Source organism: Streptomyces sp. SYP-A7185, from assembly GCF_046103685.1.
Classification (GTDB): domain Bacteria; phylum Actinomycetota; class Actinomycetes; order Streptomycetales; family Streptomycetaceae; genus Streptomyces.
The window spans coordinates 6,884,705-6,903,904 of sequence record NZ_CP122310.1 but is presented as its reverse complement, the minus strand read 5'-3'; the positions used below and the strand labels follow the sequence as shown (position 1 = coordinate 6,903,904).

The 19,200-nt window shown below is 72.6% G+C and carries 17 protein-coding genes; 6 read left to right on the top strand and 11 right to left on the bottom strand.

Features of this window, described 5'->3' with window-relative positions; translation table 11 throughout:
• Nucleotides 1–85: 85 nt before the first annotated feature.
• Both QBL25_RS30365 and QBL25_RS30360 read right to left on the bottom strand, forming a co-directional pair.
• Complete coding sequence (locus QBL25_RS30365) at nt 86–1,318, bottom strand: sensor histidine kinase (protein ID WP_409060125.1); 1,233 nt, start codon at nt 1,316–1,318, stop codon at nt 86–88.
• Between the two features lie 6 nt (nt 1,319–1,324).
• A complete protein-coding gene (locus QBL25_RS30360; protein WP_135331070.1) occupies nt 1,325–1,978 on the bottom strand; it encodes a response regulator transcription factor in 654 nt (217 codons plus the stop codon).
• 301 nt (nt 1,979–2,279) lie between these two features.
• On the opposite strand from QBL25_RS30360, the gene QBL25_RS30355 reads away from it, so the two are divergent.
• Nucleotides 2,280–2,453, top strand: coding sequence for a hypothetical protein (locus QBL25_RS30355; protein WP_351173867.1), 174 nt, complete (start codon nt 2,280–2,282; stop codon nt 2,451–2,453).
• Between the two features lie 129 nt (nt 2,454–2,582).
• On the opposite strand, the gene QBL25_RS30350 is transcribed toward QBL25_RS30355, so the two are convergent.
• Together QBL25_RS30350 and QBL25_RS30345 are read right to left on the bottom strand one after the other, a co-directional pair.
• On the bottom strand, nt 2,583–3,395 hold the full coding sequence (locus QBL25_RS30350; RefSeq protein ID WP_409060124.1) for an inositol monophosphatase family protein: 813 nt from the start codon (nt 3,393–3,395) through the stop codon (nt 2,583–2,585).
• Nucleotides 3,396–3,462: 67 nt separating this feature from the next.
• Nucleotides 3,463–4,590, bottom strand: a complete 1,128-nt coding sequence (locus QBL25_RS30345; RefSeq protein ID WP_409060123.1) for a ferrochelatase — start codon at nt 4,588–4,590, stop codon at nt 3,463–3,465.
• 145 nt (nt 4,591–4,735) lie between these two features.
• On the opposite strand from QBL25_RS30345, the gene QBL25_RS30340 reads away from it, so the two are divergent.
• Nucleotides 4,736–5,983: an MFS transporter gene (locus QBL25_RS30340; protein ID WP_409060122.1), complete on the top strand. Its 1,248-nt coding sequence runs from the start codon at nt 4,736–4,738 to the stop codon at nt 5,981–5,983.
• Entirely contained in the window at nt 5,934–7,262 is a 1,329-nt protein-coding gene (locus QBL25_RS30335) for a D-arabinono-1,4-lactone oxidase (RefSeq protein WP_409060121.1), read from the top strand. Before QBL25_RS30340 ends, QBL25_RS30335 begins: the two co-directional genes overlap by 50 nt.
• A gap of 37 nt (nt 7,263–7,299) precedes the next feature.
• Here QBL25_RS30335 and QBL25_RS30330 read toward each other — a convergent pair whose 3' ends face one another.
• Nucleotides 7,300–8,604, bottom strand: coding sequence for a hypothetical protein (locus tag QBL25_RS30330; protein WP_409060120.1), 1,305 nt, complete (start codon nt 8,602–8,604; stop codon nt 7,300–7,302).
• 462 nt (nt 8,605–9,066) lie between these two features.
• Here QBL25_RS30330 and sepH point away from each other — a divergent pair, with 462 nt between their 5' ends.
• Nucleotides 9,067–10,164 (top strand): septation protein SepH, encoded by a 1,098-nt coding sequence (sepH, locus tag QBL25_RS30325; protein ID WP_409060119.1) that lies wholly within the window; start codon nt 9,067–9,069, stop codon nt 10,162–10,164.
• Nucleotides 10,165–10,245: 81 nt separating this feature from the next.
• Here sepH and QBL25_RS30320 read toward each other — a convergent pair whose 3' ends face one another.
• Nucleotides 10,246–11,100, bottom strand: coding sequence for a sulfurtransferase (locus QBL25_RS30320; RefSeq protein ID WP_409060118.1), 855 nt, complete (start codon nt 11,098–11,100; stop codon nt 10,246–10,248).
• A gap of 320 nt (nt 11,101–11,420) precedes the next feature.
• On the opposite strand from QBL25_RS30320, the gene QBL25_RS30315 reads away from it, so the two are divergent.
• A complete protein-coding gene (locus QBL25_RS30315; RefSeq protein WP_409060117.1) occupies nt 11,421–12,227 on the top strand; it encodes a VOC family protein in 807 nt (268 codons plus the stop codon).
• A gap of 1 nt (nt 12,228) precedes the next feature.
• Here QBL25_RS30315 and QBL25_RS30310 read toward each other — a convergent pair whose 3' ends face one another.
• From QBL25_RS30310 to QBL25_RS30295, 4 genes are read right to left on the bottom strand one after another with little or no spacing between them, the layout of a single operon-like run.
• Nucleotides 12,229–12,888, bottom strand: coding sequence for a thymidine kinase (locus tag QBL25_RS30310; RefSeq protein ID WP_409060116.1), 660 nt, complete (start codon nt 12,886–12,888; stop codon nt 12,229–12,231).
• A 54-nt stretch (nt 12,889–12,942) separates the two neighbouring features.
• Nucleotides 12,943–14,136, bottom strand: a complete 1,194-nt coding sequence (locus QBL25_RS30305) for an alkaline phosphatase family protein (RefSeq protein WP_409060115.1) — start codon at nt 14,134–14,136, stop codon at nt 12,943–12,945.
• Entirely contained in the window at nt 14,136–14,732 is a 597-nt protein-coding gene (locus QBL25_RS30300; protein ID WP_409060114.1) for a DUF5998 family protein, read from the bottom strand. Before QBL25_RS30300 ends, QBL25_RS30305 begins: the two co-directional genes overlap by 1 nt.
• Before the next feature lie 42 nt (nt 14,733–14,774).
• Nucleotides 14,775–17,663, bottom strand: a complete 2,889-nt coding sequence (locus QBL25_RS30295) for a GNAT family N-acetyltransferase (protein WP_409060113.1) — start codon at nt 17,661–17,663, stop codon at nt 14,775–14,777.
• 210 nt (nt 17,664–17,873) lie between these two features.
• Between QBL25_RS30295 and QBL25_RS30290 the strand changes: the two genes are divergently transcribed.
• Nucleotides 17,874–18,155 (top strand): HPr family phosphocarrier protein, encoded by a 282-nt coding sequence (locus tag QBL25_RS30290; protein WP_190085156.1) that lies wholly within the window; start codon nt 17,874–17,876, stop codon nt 18,153–18,155.
• Between the two features lie 226 nt (nt 18,156–18,381).
• On the opposite strand, the gene QBL25_RS30285 is transcribed toward QBL25_RS30290, so the two are convergent.
• Nucleotides 18,382–19,086 carry a GntR family transcriptional regulator gene (locus QBL25_RS30285; protein ID WP_409060112.1) on the bottom strand — a complete coding sequence of 235 codons (705 nt, stop codon included), beginning with the start codon at nt 19,084–19,086 and terminating at the stop codon, nt 18,382–18,384.
• Nucleotides 19,087–19,200 lie beyond the last annotated feature (114 nt).

Here is a 19,200-nt window from a genome sequence, read left to right as displayed (position 1 = left end):
TGTGATCGATCGCACACGAAATCTCCAGGAACAGGTCCCGAAAATTCCGCGCAAAGCGAACATCGCGGCGAGTCGCGGCAGCATCTCAGAGAGGAAGGGTGACTCGCATCACGAGCCCTCCCCCCTCGCGCGGCTCCGCGATGATACGGCCCCCGTGGGCCCGCGCCACCGACCGGGCGATCGACAGGCCGAGTCCCACGCCCTTGTCACTGCCCGTGCGCTCGGTCCTGAGCCGCCGGAACGGCTCGAAGAGATTGTCGATCTCGTACGCGGGCACCACGGGGCCCGTGTTCGACACCACGAGGACCGCCTGGCCGTGCTGGGCCTCCGTGGTGACCTCGACCCAGCCGTCCTCCTGCACGTTGTACCGGACGGCGTTCTGGACGAGGTTCAGGGCGATCCGCTCCAGCAGGACGCCGTTGCCCTGGACGACGGCCGGGGCGCGCTCCCCGCGGATCTCCACGCCCTTCGCCTCCGCCTCGGTGAGCACCTGGTCGACCGCGCGGTCGGCGACCTCGGCGAGGTCGACCGGCTTGCGCTCCACGATCTGGTTGTCGCTGCGGGCGAGCAGCAGCAGGCCCTCCACGAGCTGCTCGCTGCGTTCGTTGGTCGCCAGGAGCGTCTTGCCGAGCTGCTGGAGCTCGGGGGGCGCCCCCGGGTCGGAGAGGTGCACCTCCAGCAGCGTGCGGTTGATCGCGAGCGGGGTGCGCAGCTCGTGCGAGGCGTTCCCGACGAACCGCTGCTGGGCGGTGAAGGCCCGCTCCAGGCGGTCCAGCATCTCGTCGAAGGTGTCCGAGAGCTCCTTCAACTCGTCGTCCGGGCCGTCCAGTTCGATGCGCCGGGTCAGGTCCGTGCCGGCCACCCTGCGGGCGGTGCGCGTGATGCGGCCCAGCGGCGACAGGACGCGGCCCGCCATCGCGTACCCGAAGGCGAAGGCGATCACGGCGAGCCCCAGCAGGGCCAGCAGCGAGCGGCTCAGGAGGTTGTCCAGGGCGTGCTGGCGCTGTTCGTTGACGCAGGCGTTCATGGCGCTGTTGAGCTCACCCGCGGACGGGCTGGTCGGGAAGTTGCAGCTGTCGCTGGCCACCTGCCCCGAGACGATCTTGAACGGCAGGTCGCTGCCCACGTTCAAGGCCTGCGCGGCGAGCAGATAGATGATCGAGAGCAGCAGGATGCCCGCGATGAGGAACATGCCGCCGTAGAGCAGGGTGAGGCGTATACGGATCGTGGGGCGCAGCCACGGGAAGGGCACTTCGACCTTCCGCGGGTCCCAGGTCGGCTTCGGCGGCGCCGTCGGTGGCGCCGGGGTCGCGGCCACCGGGGATCAGATCCGGTAGCCGGAGCCGGGCACCGTCACGATGACGGCGGGCTCGCCGAGCTTCCGCCGCAGGGTCATGACGGTCACCCGGACCACGTTCGTGAACGGGTCGGTGTTCTCGTCCCAGGCCTTCTCCAGGAGCTGCTCGGCGGAGACGACGGCGCCCTCGCTGCGCAGCAGCACCTCCAGGACGGCGAACTCCTTGGGCGCGAGCTGGATCTCCTTGCCGTCGCGGAAGATCTCGCGGCGGTTCGGGTCGAGCTTGATCCCGGCGCGCTCCAGGACGGGCGGCAGCGGCACGCTGGTGCGCCGGCCGAGGGCACGCACGCGTGCCGTGAGCTCGCTGAACGCGAAGGGCTTGGGGAGGTAGTCGTCGGCGCCGATCTCCAGGCCCTCGACGCGGTCGCTGACGTCGCCCGACGCCGTGAGCATCAGGACGCGGGTCGGCATGCCGAGCTCGACGATCTTGCGGCAGACGTCGTCCCCGTGCACGAGCGGGAGGTCCCGGTCGAGCACCACGACGTCGTAGTCATTGACCCCGATGCGTTCCAGGGCGGCCGCTCCGTCGTACACGACGTCGACGGCCATGGCCTCCCGGCGCAGTCCGGTGGCCACCGCATCGGCGAGCAGCTGCTCGTCCTCGACGACGAGTACGCGCACGGCGCTGTCCTTCCTCTGTGCCCCTGCGGGCAGGTCTGTTCGTGGGGTGTGGCCTCCATCCTGCCCCTTTCGGCCATAAACCGGCTGTAAGGCGGTGTCCTGGCAGGGGAATGCGGGATTTTCTCCGACGGTTGAGGTTTCCGTGGAAGGGAGCCCGGGGAGGACGACTGCACACCCCGCGATCACGCTTTGTATGTGGCGCGCCACGAACCGCTTCTCCAGGGCGGCTTGAGACGTGATCGCCCCTTCTTGGGCACACCCCCGTGCCGACGACCCACGACCCAGCCGAGGGGGCGCAACCATGGACGCTTTTACCGCAGGACTGCTGCAGCGCATAAAGGCCACGGAATCCGACCTCACGAAGGCCCGTGAGACGGGCGACGACTTCCTTGCCGAGGTCGAGCAGGCCGAGCTCGAAGATCTCCACCGGCTGGCCGCCGAGCACGGGGTGGAGGTCGGCGTGCTGCACGCCTGATCCACACGTCAGCAGAAGGGCCCCGGCATCCGTGGACGAGATGCCGGGGCCCTTCCGCGTGCGCGCCTTCCGTGCTGGTCAGCGCCGGTCGGCGCCCATCAGCGCCGGTCCGCACCGCCCCCGCGCCGGTCAGTCGTGCCAGGCGCCGAGCTCTTCCAGGCGCCCCTGGAGGTCCTCGAAGAGGCCGGGCGGGGCGGCGACGGTCAGCTCGCCCGTGGGTGCCTCTCCGGGGCGTCCGCCGGTCAGCGCGCCCGCCTCCCGGGCGACGAGGTCACCGGCGGCGAAGTCCCACGGGTTGAGGCCGCGCTCGTAGTACGCGTCCAGGCGGCCGAGGCCGACGTCGCACAGGTCGATCGCCGCCGAGCCGCCGCGCCGGATGTCCCGGACCAGCGGGATCAGCTGCCGGGCCACCTCGGCCTGCCGGACGCGTCGCTCGGCGACGTACCCGAACCCGGTGCCGACGAGGGCTTGTTCGAACGGGGGCGCGGGGCGGGTGTGCGCGGGCTTGTCGTTGACGAAGGCGCCCTGGCCGAGGACCGCGCGGTAGGTCTCGCCGCGCATCGGGGCGTGCACCACGCCCACCAGCGTTTCGCCGTCCTTGCGGGCCGCGACGGACACCGACCAGTCCGGACGTCCGTACAGGTAGTTCACGGTGCCGTCGATCGGGTCGATCACCCACTGGACGCCGCTGCTGCCCGCGGAGCTCGCGCCCTCCTCGCCGAGCACGCCGTCGTCCGGCCTGCGCTCGGCGAGGAAGTCGGTGATCAGCTTCTCGGAGGCGATGTCCATCTCGGTGACGACGTCGACCGCGCTGGTCTTGGTGGCGGCCACGCCCAGGTCGTCCGGGCGTCCGTCGCGCAGGAAGGCCCCGGCCCGGTGCGCGGCCTCCAGGGCCACGCCGAGGAGTTCGGCCTTCAGCTGCTGGTCTGCGGGGTCGGTCACGACGGTGCTCCTTGTGCCTGCGGGCAGTGCCTGCGCGGCGCTGCGGGGTGCCCCTGCGGGGGCCGGGTCACGCGTACGGGCTGTCGGCGCCCGCGGCGGCGGGCTTCGGGGCGCGGGACGGGCAGCAGCCCACCGGGCACCGGTCGTGGCTCGCGCCGAGCGCGCCCAGGACGCAGGGGGCGACGTCACGCCCGCTCTCCGTGGCGGAGCGCTCCAGGATCAGGTCCCGCACCGCGGCGGCGAACCGCGGGTCGGCGCCGACCGTGGCGGAGCGGCGGACCGGCAGGCCCAGCTCGGCGGCCTTCTCCACGGCCTCGGTGTCGAGGTCGTACAGCACTTCCATGTGGTCCGAGACGAAGCCGATCGGGACCATCACCACCGCGGGCGCGCCCGCCGCGTGCCGCTCCTCCAGGTGGTCGCAGATGTCCGGCTCGAGCCAGGGGATGTGCGGGGCGCCGCTGCGCGACTGGTAGACGAGCTCCCAGGGGTGCTCGACGCCGGTCTCCTCGCGCACCGCCTCCGCGATGAGCCGGGCCACGTCCAGGTGCTGCGCCACGTACGCCCCGCCATCCCCGTGGTCCTCGACGCGGCCCGAGGTGTCGGCCGCCGCGGTCGGGATGGAGTGCGTCGTGAAGGCGAGGTGCGCCCCGTCCCGCACGTCGTCGGGGAGCTCGGCCAGGGACTTCAGGACCCCGTCGATCATGGGGCGGACGAAACCGGGGTGGTTGAAGTAATGCCGCAGCTTGTCGACGCGCGGCACCTCAAGCCCCTCGGAGGCGAGCACGGCGAGGGACTCGGCGAGGTTCTCGCGGTACTGACGGCAGCCCGAGTACGAGGCGTACGCGCTGGTCGCGAGGACGAGCACCCGGCGGTGGCCGTCCCGGACGAGCTCGCGCAGGGTGTCGGTCAGATAGGGCGCCCAGTTGCGGTTGCCCCAGTAGACCGGAAGGTCCAGGCCGTGCTCGGCGAAGTCCTTGCGCAGGGCGTCCAGGAGGGCGCGGTTCTGGTCGTTGATGGGGCTGACGCCACCGAACAGGAAGTAGTGCTGACCCACCTCCTTGAGCCGCTCCTTGGGGATGCCGCGGCCCCGGGTCACGTTCTCCAGGAACGGGACCACGTCGTCCGGGCCTTCGGGGCCGCCGAAGGAGAGCAGCAGCAGGGCGTCATAGGGCGAGGCATCGAGCGCATCGGGCATGTGTCCGATCCTGCCACCCGGCACCGACAGCCGAAAAATCATGGTGCGTCCGGGCCTGTCGGAACCGTAAGCTGTATTGGCCATCTTTACGCCTTACCGGGGCCCCTCCACGCGCGGCCGCCCCGGCGCTTCAGCGGAGTCCCACGTGCCAAGCCCCTACCGCGCCATCTTCGCCGCCCCCGGCACCAAGGGGTTCTCGGCGGCCGGCTTCCTCGGCCGGATGCCGCTGTCGATGATGGGCATCGGCATCGTGACGATGGTGTCCCAGCTGACCGGGCGGTACGGCCTGGCGGGCGCGCTCTCCGCGACCGTCGCGCTCTCCGCCGCCGCGATCGGCCCGCAGATCTCGCGTCTCGTGGACCGGTACGGCCAGCGCCGGGTGCTCAGGCCCGCGACCCTGGCGTCGCTGGCCGCGGTCGCGGGACTCCTGCTCTGCGCGAAGTACGGACTGCCGGACTGGACGCTCTTCGCCTTCGCCGCCCTCGTGGGCTGCGTGCCGAGCGTGGGTTCGATGATCAGGGCGCGCTGGGCCGTGCTCTACCGCGACACCCCGCAGCTGCACACCGCGTACTCCTTCGAGTCCGTGGTGGACGAGATCTGCTTCATCTTCGGCCCGATCATCTCGATCGGCCTCTCCACGGTGTGGTTCCCCGAGGCGGGGCCGCTGCTGGCCGGTGTCTTCCTCGCCGTGGGCGTCTTCTGGCTGACCGCGCAGCGGGCCACCGAGCCGGTGCCGCACGGGCGCGAACACCACACCAGGGGCTCGGCGCTGCGCTCCGGAGGGCTCCAGGTCCTGGTCGCGACCTTCGTGGCCACCGGTGCGATCTTCGGGTCCATCGACGTGGTGACGGTGGCGTACGCCGAGGACCAGGGCCACAAGGCGATGGCGAGCCTGGTCCTCGCGGTGTACGCGCTCGGCTCCTGTGTGGCGGGGGCGGCCTTCGGGCTCATGCACTTCAAGGGGGCGCCCGCACCTCGGTGGCTGCTGGGCGTGTGCGCGATGGCCGTGAGTATGATCCCGCTTCAATTGGTCGGGAACCTTCCGTTTCTGGCCGTGGCGTTGTTCATCGCGGGCCTCTCCATAGCGCCGACCATGATCACGACGATGGCCCTCGTCGAACAGCACGTACCACGCGCGAAGCTGACCGAGGGCATGACCTGGGTGAGCACCGGACTCGCGGTCGGCGTCGCGCTCGGCTCCTCCGCGGCCGGCTGGGTCATCGACGCGGCCGGATCGGACGCCGGGTACGCGGTCCCCGGACTCTCGGGGGCCGTCGCGGTCGCGGTCGGGTTCCTGGGGTATCGCCGGCTGAAGAGGCCGGTTCCGCGACGGGGAGGGACCCATGAGCACGGCAACGGGCACGGGCAGCGGGAAGAGCAAGGCGTGGCGTAACTGGGCGGGCAACGTCACCGCGCGCCCGGTCAGGGAGGTCACCCCCGCGTCGGTCGACGAGCTCACCGCCGCGCTGCGGCAGGCCAAGGAGGACGGCCTGAAGGTGAAGCCGGTCGGCACGGGCCACTCCTTCACCGCGACCGCCGCGACCGACGGCCTGCTGATACGCCCCGAACTCCTCACCGGCATCCGCAGGATCGACCGCGAGGCCGGCACCGTCACGGTGGAGGCGGGCACGCCGCTGAAGCGCCTGAACGCGGCGCTCGCGCGCGAGGGCCTCTCGCTCACGAACATGGGCGACATCATGGAGCAGACGGTCTCCGGCGCGATCAGCACGGGGACGCACGGCACGGGCCGCGACTCGGCCTCGATCTCCGCCCAGATCATCGCGCTGGAGCTGGTCACCGCGGACGGCACGGTCCTCACCTGCTCCGAGAAGGAGAACCCCGAGGTCTTCGCGGCGGCCCGGATCGGCCTCGGGGCGCTCGGCGTGATCAGCGCGATCACCTTCGCCGTGGAGCCCGTCTTCCACCTCACCGCCCGTGAGGAGCCGATGACCTTCGACAAGGTCACGAGCGAGTTCGACGCGCTCTTCGCCGAGAACGAGCACTTCGAGTTCTACTGGTTCCCGCACACCGGCAACTGCAACACCAAGCGCAACAACCGCAGCGCGGGCCCCGCCGCCCCGCCCGGCAGGATCAGCGCCTTCCTGGAGGACGAGGTCCTGTCCAACGGCCTCTTCCAGGTGGTCAACACGATCGGCAGGGCCGTCCCCGCGACCGTCCCCGGCATCGCCAAGATCTCCAGCAAGGCCCTCTCCGCCCGCACCTACACGGACATCCCCTACAAGGTCTTCACGAGCCCGCGCCGCGTGCGCTTCATGGAGATGGAGTACGCCGTTCCGCGGGCCGCCCTCGTGGAGACCCTGCGCGAGCTGAAGACGATGGTGGAGCGCTCGCGGCTGCGGATCAGCTTCCCCGTGGAGGTGCGTACGGCCCCCGCGGACGACATCACGCTCTCCACCGCCTCGGGCCGGGAGAGCGCGTACATCGCCGTCCACATGTACCGGGGCACGCCCTACCAGGCGTACTTCACGGCCGCCGAGCGGATCTTCACGGCGCACGAGGGCCGGCCCCACTGGGGCAAGATCCACACCCGTGACGCCGAGTACTTCGCCCGGGCCTACCCGCGCTTCGGCGAGTTCACGGCCCTGCGCGACCGCCTGGACCCGGGCCGCACGTTCGGCAACGCCTACCTGCGCCGGGTCCTGGGCGACTGAGCGCGCCCAGGACCCGGCCCGGACCGGAGACCGCCGCCTACGGGGTGGCGGTCTCTCCCCGCTGGCCGTCGTTCCCGTTCCCGGTGTCGCCGCCGCTCGACGGGGTCGGCGTGGGAGTCGGGGTGGGGGTCGGCGTAGGCGTCGGGTCCGTCTTCGAACCGTCGTCGTCCCCGGAGCCCGTACCGGAGTCCGAGCCCTTGTCCGGGTCGTCCTTCGTGCCGGAGCCCGAGCCGTCGCCGCCGTCCGGCGACTGCGGCTGCGACCCGTCCGGGCCTGGCGAGGCGTCTTCGCCCGGCCGGGAGCCCTCGTCCGTCCCCGTGGAGGCACCGTCGGACGGCTGCCCCGAGGGATCGGTGGAGGGCGTGGGCCCCGGGTCCGGCGCGCTGTTGCGGCCCGAGAAGCCGTTGCCGATCGTGGTCCCGTGCCCCCCGCTGAAGTCCTCGCCGGAGACGAGCTCGTACGTGGTGATGCCGGCCATGGCGACACCGAAGACCACGGCGGCCGCGATCAACGGCCGCTTCCAGCTGCGGACCTGCGTGCGGTGCGTGGTGCCTGAGGTGAACTCCTCCGAGGGGAGCGGCGCCTGCGCCGGCTCCCGCGACGCGCCCGGACCGGTCTGCCGCAGGACGCGCGTCGCGTCGTCGCGGGGCACCGGCCGGGTGGCGTCGACCGAACCGAGCAGCTGGGTCTTCTCGGCGTCGGCTCCGGCGTCCGTCACGGGCAGCAAGGTCGTGCGGTCCGGGTCGGCGCCCGGCACCGGCAGCACCGTCGTACGGTCGGCGTCGGCCTCCGTCACGGGCAGCAGCGTCGTGCGGTCCGGGTCCACGTCCGTCACCGGCAGCACGTTCGTGCGATCCGCCGCGTCGACCGCGGGAGGCAGCACCGAGGCCGGGTCCGGCTCGACCGGTCTCCCCCATGTCGTCGTCACGGGACCGGCCCCGGCCGTGACCCGCCCCGCCCCGGTGTGCGCCGCGGCGTCCGCGGGCGCCGAGGCTCTGAACGTCTGCGCCACCGGTGCGCCCGAGCCGTCGGTCAGCGGTACCTGACGCGCCCTCGGCTTGGCCTGCACGGTGACGTCACGTATCTGCTCTCCCGTGCGCCGGAAGAAGTGCTGGAAGACCGTGCCGCCGCAGGTCGCGACCGCACTCACCACGCCGGCGCCCAGGATCGTGCCGTAGACGCCGAAGCTGGAGGCGAGCTTCGCCGCCACGACCGCGGCCACGGCGCTCCCCGCCACCTGCGGCACACTGAGGTCGAGACGCCGCTTCTCCTCCGGCTCCGCCGACTCGTCCGGCTTCGCCCGGTCCCTCGACTCCTTGCCGGAATCCGGCTTTTCACGCATCTCCGACCCTTGCCTGCCTTTCTCGACTGACTGCACGAGAAAGGGACGTATGGGTGAAGTGGATAGTTCCGTTTCTGGAGATTCCGTGAAGTGTGCCACTCATGGACCACCCTGCCCGGGTATCCCCCCGCGCCAACTCCCGTCCCCCACGAGAAGTTCGGCGGCGCGGCGGACCACCCGCGTGGCCCGAATGGAGTACTGTTGCGAGCCCTGGGTCCGGTCTCCCACCTGGGTGCCCGGGGCCTGCCAGGTCCGCCGGGAGGGGGCTCGCTGCACAGGGTGACCAAAGTGGTCACTGAGAGTTGCGAAAAGGTAACCGTGCCATAACGGCGGCCTTGGGCCCACGCCCGACACGCCGGGCAACTCGGCAAGGTTGTGGCAGGCTGCACCCGGGCAGGCCACACTCGACTAGCGGAAGCAGCGACGCACGTGACGTCGGCAGGCACCACCCGGGAGGTCCCCATGCCCGAACTGCGTGTCGTGGCCGTCAGCAACGACGGCACACGGCTGGTGCTGAAGGCTGCGGACAGCACGGAGTACACGCTTCCGATCGACGAGCGGCTGCGCGCCGCCGTGCGCGGTGACCGTCCGCGTCTCGGCCAGATCGAGATCGAGGTGGAGAGCCACCTCCGCCCCCGCGACATCCAGGCGCGTATACGTGCCGGTGCCAGCGCGGAGGAAGTCGCCTCGCTCGCTGGAATCCCCGTCGATCGCGTCCGCCGCTTCGAAGGACCCGTGCTCGCCGAGCGCGCCTTCATGGCCGAGCGGGCCCGGAAGACCCCTGTACGCCGCCCCGGCGAGAACACCGGACCTCAGCTCGGCGAGGCCGTCGGGGAGCGCCTGCTCCTGCGCGGCGCCGACAAGGAGACCGTCCAGTGGGACTCCTGGCGCCGTGACGACGGCACGTGGGAGGTCCTCCTCGTCTACCGCGTCGCGACCGAACCGCACTCCGCGAGCTGGACGTACGACCCGCCCAGGCGGCTCGTGCAGGCCGTGGACGACGAAGCCCGCTCGCTGATCGGCGAGACGGACGACATCGCCGCGCCCGAGCCCAGCTTCCCGTTCGTGCCGCGCATCGCCCGGCTGCCCCGGGACCGGCCCTCGCTCGACCGGCCGCTGGACCGCGCCCTGGACCGGCAGTTGGAGCGCCCGACCGCGCCGCTGCCCCCGGAGCCCTCGGAGGACGGCGTGTCCACCGCCGCGACCACCGCCGTCTCCGAGTCGGAGCGGGACTCGCTCACCAGCCTCCTGGAGGCGGTGCCGAGCTTCCGCGGCGACATGATCGTGCCGGAGCGCCCCGCGCTGCCGGCCACGGACCTGCCGCCCGCCGAGGATCCCGAGCAGGACCCGGAGGCCGAGGAGCCCCCCGCGGCTTCGGCCGGCGCGGGTGCCGCTTACGCGGACGTCCTGATGCCGCGCTCGGTGGCCAGCCACCGCGACCGTCTCGTCGGCACCACCGACCGCCAGGCGGAGGCCGACGGCGTCCGCCCCGGACGGCGCGCCGCGGTGCCCAGCTGGGACGAGATCGTCTTCGGCACGCGCCGCAAGAAGCAGGAGTAGTCCGGCCAAGAGCAGTTCACCGTCGTACGGCGTCGGGGCCCCGCACCGGGCAGGTGCGGGGCCCCGACGGCGTTCCGTCGGCTACTGCGGGTCCGGGCCCTTGGCCACCGGGCGGGAGGCGTCCGACGACCACTCCGACCACGAGCCGACGTACAGCGACGCCGGGATGCCCGCCACCGCGAGCGCCAGCACCTCGTGGGCGCCGGAGACGCCCGAGCCGCAGTAGACGCCGACCTCGGAGGTGTCGGCGGCGCCCAGGGAGTTGAAGCGGTCCGCGAGTTCGGCGGCCGGCTTGAAGGTGCCGTCCGCGGTGACGTTCTCCGTGGTCGGCGCCGAGACCGCGCCCGGGATGTGGCCGCCGACGCGGTCGATCGGCTCGACGTCACCGCGGTAGCGCTCGGCCGCGCGGGCGTCCAGGAGCAGCCCGGAGCGGGCGAGCGCGGCCGCCGCGTCGGCGTCCAGGAGGTCCGTGGTGTTCGCCCGGGGCACGAACGAGCCCTCGGCCGCCGGACGCTCGTCGCCCTGCTCCAGCGGGCCGCCCCAGGCCGCGAGCCCTCCGTCGAGCACCCGGACCGAGGGATGCCCCGTCCAGCGCAACAGCCACCAGGCGCGTGCGGCGGCCCAGCCTTGTCCGCCGTCGTACACGATCACGTCCCGGTCGGCCGAGACGCCGGCCGCCCGCATCACCGCACCGAAGTGCTCCAGATCCGGCAGCGGGTGCCGTCCGGCCGCTCCCGCGGAGCCCGCGAGGTCGGCGTCCAGGTCGACGAAGACCGCTCCCGGGATGTGCCCCTTCTCGTACGCGGCGCGCCCGTCGAAGGCGGGGGCGCCCGCCGCCTTGGCGGTGCTGAGCTGCCAGCGGATGTCCAGGAGCACTGGCGGGTTCTCGCCCGCCAGGTCGCTCGCGAGTTCGGATGCGGAGATGATGGCATTCATGGCCCCATCCTTGCGCACGGGGTGGCCGTGTCGGCCGGGTCCGGCTACCCTGCTCCGCCGTACGACCGACGAACACGTGGCGTACAGAACCGGGCACGCCGTGTACTGCCGAACGACACCACCGAGCAATCGCGCGTTAACGGATGAGAAACGGCAAACCGGGCATCCTCTGGGCGGAGCCGGGACGAGCGACGCGGCCGGGGCGCGCGGCGCCGCGGGTGGTGCGAGCATCTGCACGGGCGGGCAAACGCACGGCATAGGTACGTGTGTTCGAAAGCGGAGCCGAGCGGCCACCATGACGGGCCGAGGAGAGAGTGACGATGACGGAGGCACGGGGGTCGACGGGTCAGCGTGACGGCTCGGGGGCCGTCCGCCGCGCGCCCGGCACACCCACCTGGGTGAGCCTGATGGCGCATGGCCTGGCCACGACCCAGGAGTTCTACGGAGCGTTGTTCGGCTGGGAGTTCCGGCCTGGCCCGGAGCAGCTCGGGCCGTACGTGCGGGCGCTGCTCGACGGCCATGAGGTCGCCGGGATCGGGCAGCTGCCGCCCGACCACCACTTGCCGATCGCCTGGACGCCGTACCTGGCGTCGGACGACGTGAACGCGACCGCCGAAGCCGTGCGGCACTGCTGCGGCACGATCGGCGTCGGCCCGCTGGACGCGGGTCCGGCCGGGCGGATGGCCATCGCGGTGGACCCCGCGGGCGCGGTCTTCGGGATCTGGCAGGCGGCCGAGCACCTGGGCGCCTCCCTCGCCGGGGCGCCCGGCACCCCGGCCTGGAACGAACTGGTCACGCAGGAGACGGCAGGCGTCGTCAAGTTCTACCAAGCGGTCTTCGGCTACACCGAGGAGGCGGTCGTCTCGGCCGACTTCGACTACGTGACGCTCCAGGCCGACGGCCGGCCGGTGGCCTCGGTGCACGGCGTGGGCCAGGCGCTGCCGCGCGACCGCGGGGCGCACTGGATGACGTACTTCGAGGTCGCCGACGTGGACGAGTCGGTGGCGCGGGTCGTCGAACTGGGCGGGCACGTCGTGCGGCCCGCCCGGGCGGGCACCCATGGGCGGGTGGCCACGGTCGCCGATCCGGAGGGCGCGGTCTTCACCCTCGTGCGCTCGGAGAGCTGACTCAGACGCGGGACGCCGTGTCGACCGGCAGCACGTCGGGCGACAGGGCGCCCGCGCGCGAGGTCGCCGCCGTCATCCGGCGCCGGTGGTGACGACGGCACAGGACCTCGTAACCCACCTCGTCCGCCGCGTGGTTGACGTCGCCGACGACGACCTGGGCGCCTTCGACGACCATCGCGCCGTTGATGGTGCGGGCGTTGTGGGTGGCGCGGGCTCCGCACCAGCACAGCGCCTCGACCTGCAACACCTCGACGCGGTCGGCGAGTTCCACCAGGCGCTGCGAGCCCGGGAAGAGCTTGGAGCGGAAGTCCGTGGTGATGCCGAAGGCGAACACGTCGAGACCCAGGTCGTCCACGACGCGCGCCAGCTGGTCGATCTGCCCGGGAGCGAGGAACTGCGCCTCGTCCGCGATCACGTAGTCCGCGCGGCCGCCCTGCGAGAGGTGGTCGACCAGATGGGCGTAGAAGTCGAAGTCGTCGGCGGCCTCGATCGCGTCCGTGACGAGCCCGAGCCGCGAAGAGAGCTTGCCCTCGCCCGCGCGGTCGTCACGGGTGAAGATCATCCCCTTCAGACCGCGGGCCGAGCGGTTGTGCTCGATCTGCAGAGCCAGCGTGCTCTTTCCGCAGTCCATCGTTCCGGAGAAGAACACCAGCTCGGGCATGGGGGGTTGAGGCCTTTCGAGACGTACGAGGGGACGGGGTCGCCGGGCGTCCGGTCAGGAGCGTACTTCGACGAGCGGCACGAGCTGCTCGACGGGGGTCATGGAGCCGTGCATGCCGACCAGGGCCGACTCCTTCGGTTCCTTCTCCGTGGCGATGATCGCCACGTCGTCGTGGGCCGCCGCGATGACGTCGCCGAAGCGCGCGTACACCCGCTCGTCGACGGCGCCGGGCGGGCCGAACCAGCCCGCCGCGATGGCCTCGTCCCTGCTCGCCACCCAGAACTGCTCGCCGAGCACCTCGCGCCAGACGGTCAGGACGTCGTTCTCGGCGCCCGGCACCGCGTACACGTGGCGCGCGCGGCCCTCGCCGCCGAGGAGGGCGACGCCGGCACGCAGCTCCCAGTCCTCGTCGAAGTCGATGCGGGACCGCTCGTCGAAGGGGATGTCGAGCATGCCGTGGTCGGCGGTGACGTACAGGGCGCTGCGCGGCGGGAGCTGTTCGGCCAGGCGCTGGACCAGCCGGTCGACGTACATGAGCTGGCCGCGCCAGGCGTCGGAGTCGACGCCGAAGCGGTGGCCCTTGCCGTCCACCTCCGCGTAGTACGTGTAGACCAGCGAGCGGTCGCCCGCGCCCAGTTGCTCGGCCGCGAGGTCCATGCGGTCCTCGCCGGAGAGCTTGCCGCGGAAGCTGCCGCCGCTCAGCGCGATCTTGGTGAGCGGGGTGTTCTGGAAGGTCGGGGACGACACCTGGGCGGTGTGCACGCCGGCCGCGTGGGCCTGCTGGAAGACCGTGGGGTACGGCTGCCACGCGCGCGGGTCCGTCCAGGGCTGCCAGCGGAGCTGGTTCATCAGCTCGCCGGTGGCGGGGTTGCGCACGGTGTAGCCCGGCAGGCCGTGCGAGCCCGGGGGCAGGCCCGTGCCGACCGAGGCGAGGGAGGTCGCGGTGGTGGCCGGGAAGCCCGCGGTGATGGGACGCCCCGTGCCGCCGCGGGACGAGCCGATGAGCGAGGTCAGGAAGGGCGCCTCGTCGGGGTGGGCCCGCAGCTGCTCCCAGCCGAGGCCGTCGATCAGGAAGACGCAGTTCCGGTCGGCCGGCGCGAGTTCCGGGATGAGGGGCGAGAAGCCCTCGACGCCCTGGTGGGCGACGAGCGTGGGCAGCAGGTCGGCGAGCGAGCCCACGCCGTACTCGGGCACCGGCGCGGAGTCGAGGGAGAGCGGCTGTACGTCGTCCCAGGCGGGCAGGGACATCAGCGGGCGGTGTCCGCGGTCGCCTCGGACAGCGCCTGCGCGAAGGCCAGGGTCTGGCGCACGGTGTCCGGGCCGTCGCCGGCCTCGCTGACCCGGAGGCTGAGGTCGTCGGCGGTGGAGCTGCCGGTGTACCCGTGGTCCGCCTCGCAGTTGGGATCGCCGCAGGCGGCGGGCTCCAGGTCGATGCGCGACACGGCGCCCCAGCCGATGGTCAGGACGACCTCGCGGGGAAGCGAGCCCGGGACGTACTTCTCGGGGTTGGCGACGACGCGGCTGACGACGACCGATGAGATCCGGCCGATTTTGACCGACTCCGTGGAGGTCGTCGCGTACGGCGTCGGGGAGGTGCTGTCCGCCGCCTGCTCGTCCGTGTGGCTGACGATGAAGCGGGTGCCGGTCAGGACGAGGACCGTCACGTGCCGGCGCACTTCGTTCGCGTCGAACGTGGTCTCCTGGTGGACCAGGTAGGACCCGATGGGCTCGCCGCCGATCGCGGCCTCCACCGCCTCGGCCACGAGGGCCGGGTAGTAGCCGCTGCGCTCGATCGCGGCGCGCAGCCCCTGGGTCGTCGTACCGGTCTTTGCCATGGAGTCCATCCTACGACCCGACGGAGGGCGCACGGTGCCCCAGTGGCCGCCTCAGTACCCGGGCAGTGCCCGCGGGCCGAGGTCGTTGCGGGCCGGCGGCGGCGCGAGCCGCACGGAGGCGCCGAGGACGGACAGGCCCCGCTGGGCGACGACCACGGGCTCCAGGGACACGGCGACCACCTCGGGGTGATCGTCCACGAGGCGCGAGACCCGCTGGAGCAGCTCCTCGAGGGCGGGGGTGTCGACCGGTGCGGAACCGCGCCAGCCGAAGAGGAGCGGGGCGGTCCGGATGGACCGGACCAGGGAACCCGCGTCGCGCTCGGTGACGGGGATCAGCCGGTGCCCCGTGTCGCCGAGCAGCTCGGAAGGGGCGCCCGCGAGCCCGAAGGAGAGCACCGCTCCGGCCGCCGGGTCGATGACCGCCCGGACGACGGTGTCGACGCCGCGGGGCGCCATCGCCTGCACGACGGGCCGCAGCTCGGCGGGCTTGCCGAAGGCCAGGGTCAATTCGGCGTAGGCCCTGCGCAGTTGTTCCTCGTCCGCGAGATCGAGCCGTACGCCGCCGAGGTCGGCGCGGTGGCGCAGGTGCGGGGCCGTCGTCTTGAGCGCCACGGGGTAGCCGAGCGTGCGGGCCGCCGCCACCGCCGCGTCCGGGTCCGGCGCGGGCAGGGCGTCGCGTACGTCGATGCCGTACCGCCCGAGCAGTTCGCGGGCGTCGTCCTGGGCGAGGGTGGCGCCGCGGGGATCATCCTGCTCGGCGAGCAGCTCGTCGATCCGCCGGGCGGCCCCGCTCTCGTCGATGTCCTCGTACTCGTGGACCTTCCCGGGCTCCTTGGCCTCGCGCCGCCACTGGGCGTACTTCACGGCTTCGGCAAGCGCCCGGACGGCACGCTCGGCGGCGGGGTAGGCGGGGATGCGGTGGGGGTGGGCGGCGCCGCTCCCGGCTGCTTCAGCCTCGGGCAGGTGTTCCGCGGCGGGATCGGGGGCTCCCCCGCCCGTACGCGGTGGGGTGCTCGGGGAAGGGGCGGCACCGCGCTCGGCGCCGGGTGCCGAGGAGACCGGGGCCGGGGCGTCGGGGCGGGTCCGGCTGGCCGCGGCCAACGCTTCGGCGAGCCCGCCCAGTTCCACGTGCACCACGGCCACGGGCTTCGCGGGGCATCCGGCGGCCGCCGCCCGCAGCGCGGCGGCGAGGTCCTCGCCCTCGGGGGACGCGGTGGCCCCGTCCTCCCCCACCCAGGGGATCGCCGTGACGATCACCGCGTCGCAGGCGTCGTCCGACAGGGCGTCGGCCAGCGCGGCCCGGAAGTCCGCGGGCGTCGCCCCCGTGGTGAGGTCCCGCGGCGGGAGCGGCCGGAGCCCGTCGGCGACACACGCGTCGTACGTGAGGAGCCCGAGCGACTCGGAGTTCCCGAGGATGGCCACCCGCGGCCCGGCGGGCAGCGGCTGCCCCGCGAGGAGCAGCCCCGCGTCCACCATCTCGGTGACGGTGTCGACCCGGATGACCCCCGCCTGGCGCAGCAGCGCCGACACCGTGGCGTGCGGCAGGCGCGTGGCCTGCACGGCGTGCCCCGTGGGCGCGATCCCGCTGTGCCGGGCGCCCTGCACCACGACCAGCGGCTTGGCCGTCGCCGCGCGCCGGGCGAGCCGGGTGAACTTGCGCGGGTTGCCGATGGATTCGAGGTACATCAGGGCGACGTCGGTGTCCGGGTCCTCGTACCAGTACTGGAGGACGTCGTTGCCGGACACGTCCGCGCGGTTGCCCGCGCTCACGAAGGTCGACAGGCCCGCGCCCCGCCGGTGGAGCCCGGACAGGAGCGCGATGCCGATCGCACCGGACTGGGTGAAGAGGCCGATCCGGCCGCGCTCGGGGGGATGCGGGGCCAGCGAGGCGTTGAGCCGCACGTCCGGCGAGGTGTTGATGACGCCGAAGGCGTTCGGGCCGAGGATGCGCGTGCCGTACGACCTCGCCTGCCGCACCAGTTCGCGCTGGCGCTCCCGCCCCTCGGGGCCGCTCTCCGCGTATCCGGCGGAGATCACGACGAGCCCGAGCACCCCGCGCTCACCGCACTCGGCGACGGCCTGCGGCACCCGCTCGGCGGGCACGGTGACGACGGCGAGCTCGACGGTCTCGTCGATGTCGCGCACGGAGCGATGGGCGGGCACGCCGTCGACCTCGGTGCCCTCCTCGAACGCGCTGTTCACCGCGTACAGCTGGCCCGTGAAGCCCGCGCCCCGGAGATTGCGGAGCACGCTGCGCCCGACCCCGCCGGCCGTGCGCCCGACGCCGATCACGGCGACCGACTTCGGCGTGAGCAGCCGCTGCACCGAGCGCGCCTCGGCCCGCTGTTCACGGGCGCGCTGCACGGCGAGCGAGCGGTCGGTGGGCTCCAGATCGAATTCGAGCCGTACGACGCCGTCCTCGAAGCTGCGCTTCTGCTGGTACCCGGCATCGGTGAACACCTTGATCATCTTGGTGTTCGCGGGCAGCACCTCGGCGGCGAAGCGGCGGATGCCGCGCTCCCTGGCGACGGCGGCGATGTGTTCCAGGAGCGTGGAGGCGACCCCCCTGCCCTGGTGGGCGTCCTGCACGAGGAAGGCGACCTCGGCCTCGTCGGCGGGCGCACTGGCGGACATGCCGCGCTCGTCGATGCGGTCGAAGCGCACGGTGGCGATGAACTCGCCGCCGACGGTGGCCGCAAGACCCACCCGGTCCACCTGGTCGTGATGGGTGAAGCGGTGTACGTCCTTGGCGGACAGACGGGGGTAGGGGGCGAAGAAGCGGTAGTACTTCGATTCGTCCGAGACCTGCTCGTAGAAGCTGACCAGGCGGTCCGCGTCCTCGGCCGTGATCGGCCTGATGCGGGCGGTGCCTCCGTCACGCAGCACGACGTCGGCTTCCCAGTGGGAGGGGTATGCGTGCCGGTCCGACGGGGTCTGCATGGGCCCAGGGTACGGGTCGCGGGGGCGCTCCCGCCGGGGCAGGCTAGGAGACGTCGCGGGGCGGGACGAGGGTCCGTGGCACGAGGACGTACGGTCGACGGAGCACGGACCATCGGCCGGCGCCGTACGGACCAACGGCCGGTGGAGCACCCGCGACGGCATGAGACACTGGTCTAGACAAGTGCGAGACACCTGGAAGGGCAGCAACACATGGCTGAGCGCCGCGTCAACGTCGGCTGGGCCGAGGGCCTTCACGCCCGACCCGCCTCCATCTTCGTCCGCGCGGCCACCGCCGCCGGCGTCCCCGTGACGATCGCCAAGGCTGACGGCAACCCCGTGAACGCCGCCTCCATGCTCGCGGTGCTCGGTCTGGGCGCGCAGGGCGGCGAGGAGATCGTGCTCGCCTCCGACGCCGAGGGCGCGGACGCCGCTCTCGACCGTCTGGCGAAGCTGGTCGCGGACGGCCTCGAGGAACTCCCCGAGACCGTCTGACGACGACCGGCACGCATTCACGCGCATTCACCGAAGGGCCCGCCCGATACCGGGGCGGGCCCTTCGGCGTTTCCGCGCCCGCCGCCCACGAAATACTCAGGGGAATTGTTCTGCATTCGGGCAGCAGAATTCAACCGTCCGCCGCCCGGCCGAATAGCACTTATTTGTATACGGCGCTTCTGTTAATACCGGAGGCCCGTCGTGTTGACGGCGTGTTGCCAATGCCTCACACGATCACGGCACGCACGGCGTTCGCGGCACCTCTGGCATTCATGGCGCCAGCGGTGCTCGCGGCGCCCGCTGCGCGGGGAAAGCGCGGCCGGTGCGCGGCCGTCGACCGCTCCGCGTGCGACGCGGTGAGCGACCTGGCCCGCTCGGCGTCCCCGCGCGCCACCGCGTCGACGATCGCGGCGTGTTCGGCCCAGGCCTCCGCGGGGGCGGCCGACGTCTCCAGCACGTACATCCAGGCGATCTTGTGCCGGAGCTGCGTGAGCAGGGCCGTGAGGCCCGGGCTGCCGGACGCCTGGGCGAGCGTCTCGTGGAACCAGCCGCCCAGGGAGCGCAGATCCTCGCTCCGGCCGTGCCGCGACCGCTCCTGGCCGAGCCGCACGAGGCCGCGCAGGACCTTCAGATGGGCCTCCGTGCGGCGCTGGGCGGCGCGGGCGGCGCCCAGCGGCTCCAGGAGCGCGCGGATCTCCAGGAGGTCGGCCGCCTCCTGCTCGGTGGGCTCCGCGACGCACGCGCCCGCGTGCCGGCGCGTGACGACGAACCCCTCGGCCTCCAGGGTGCGCAGGGCCTCGCGCACGGGGACGCGGGAGACCCCGTAGCGGCGCGCGAGCAGTTCCTCGGTGAGCCGGCCGCCCCGTTCGTAGACACCGGAGACGATGTCGTCCCGGATGGCCGTGCATACCGAGTGCGCGGGAATGCGCATGACTGACCTCCGCCTTAATCCCCGCGAAACGCGGTCGATCGACGCCTGCTCCGCGACTCTATTGCAGAACGGCCGAATTTCCGACGGGCGGCCGAAATCCAGGGATACTTTTGG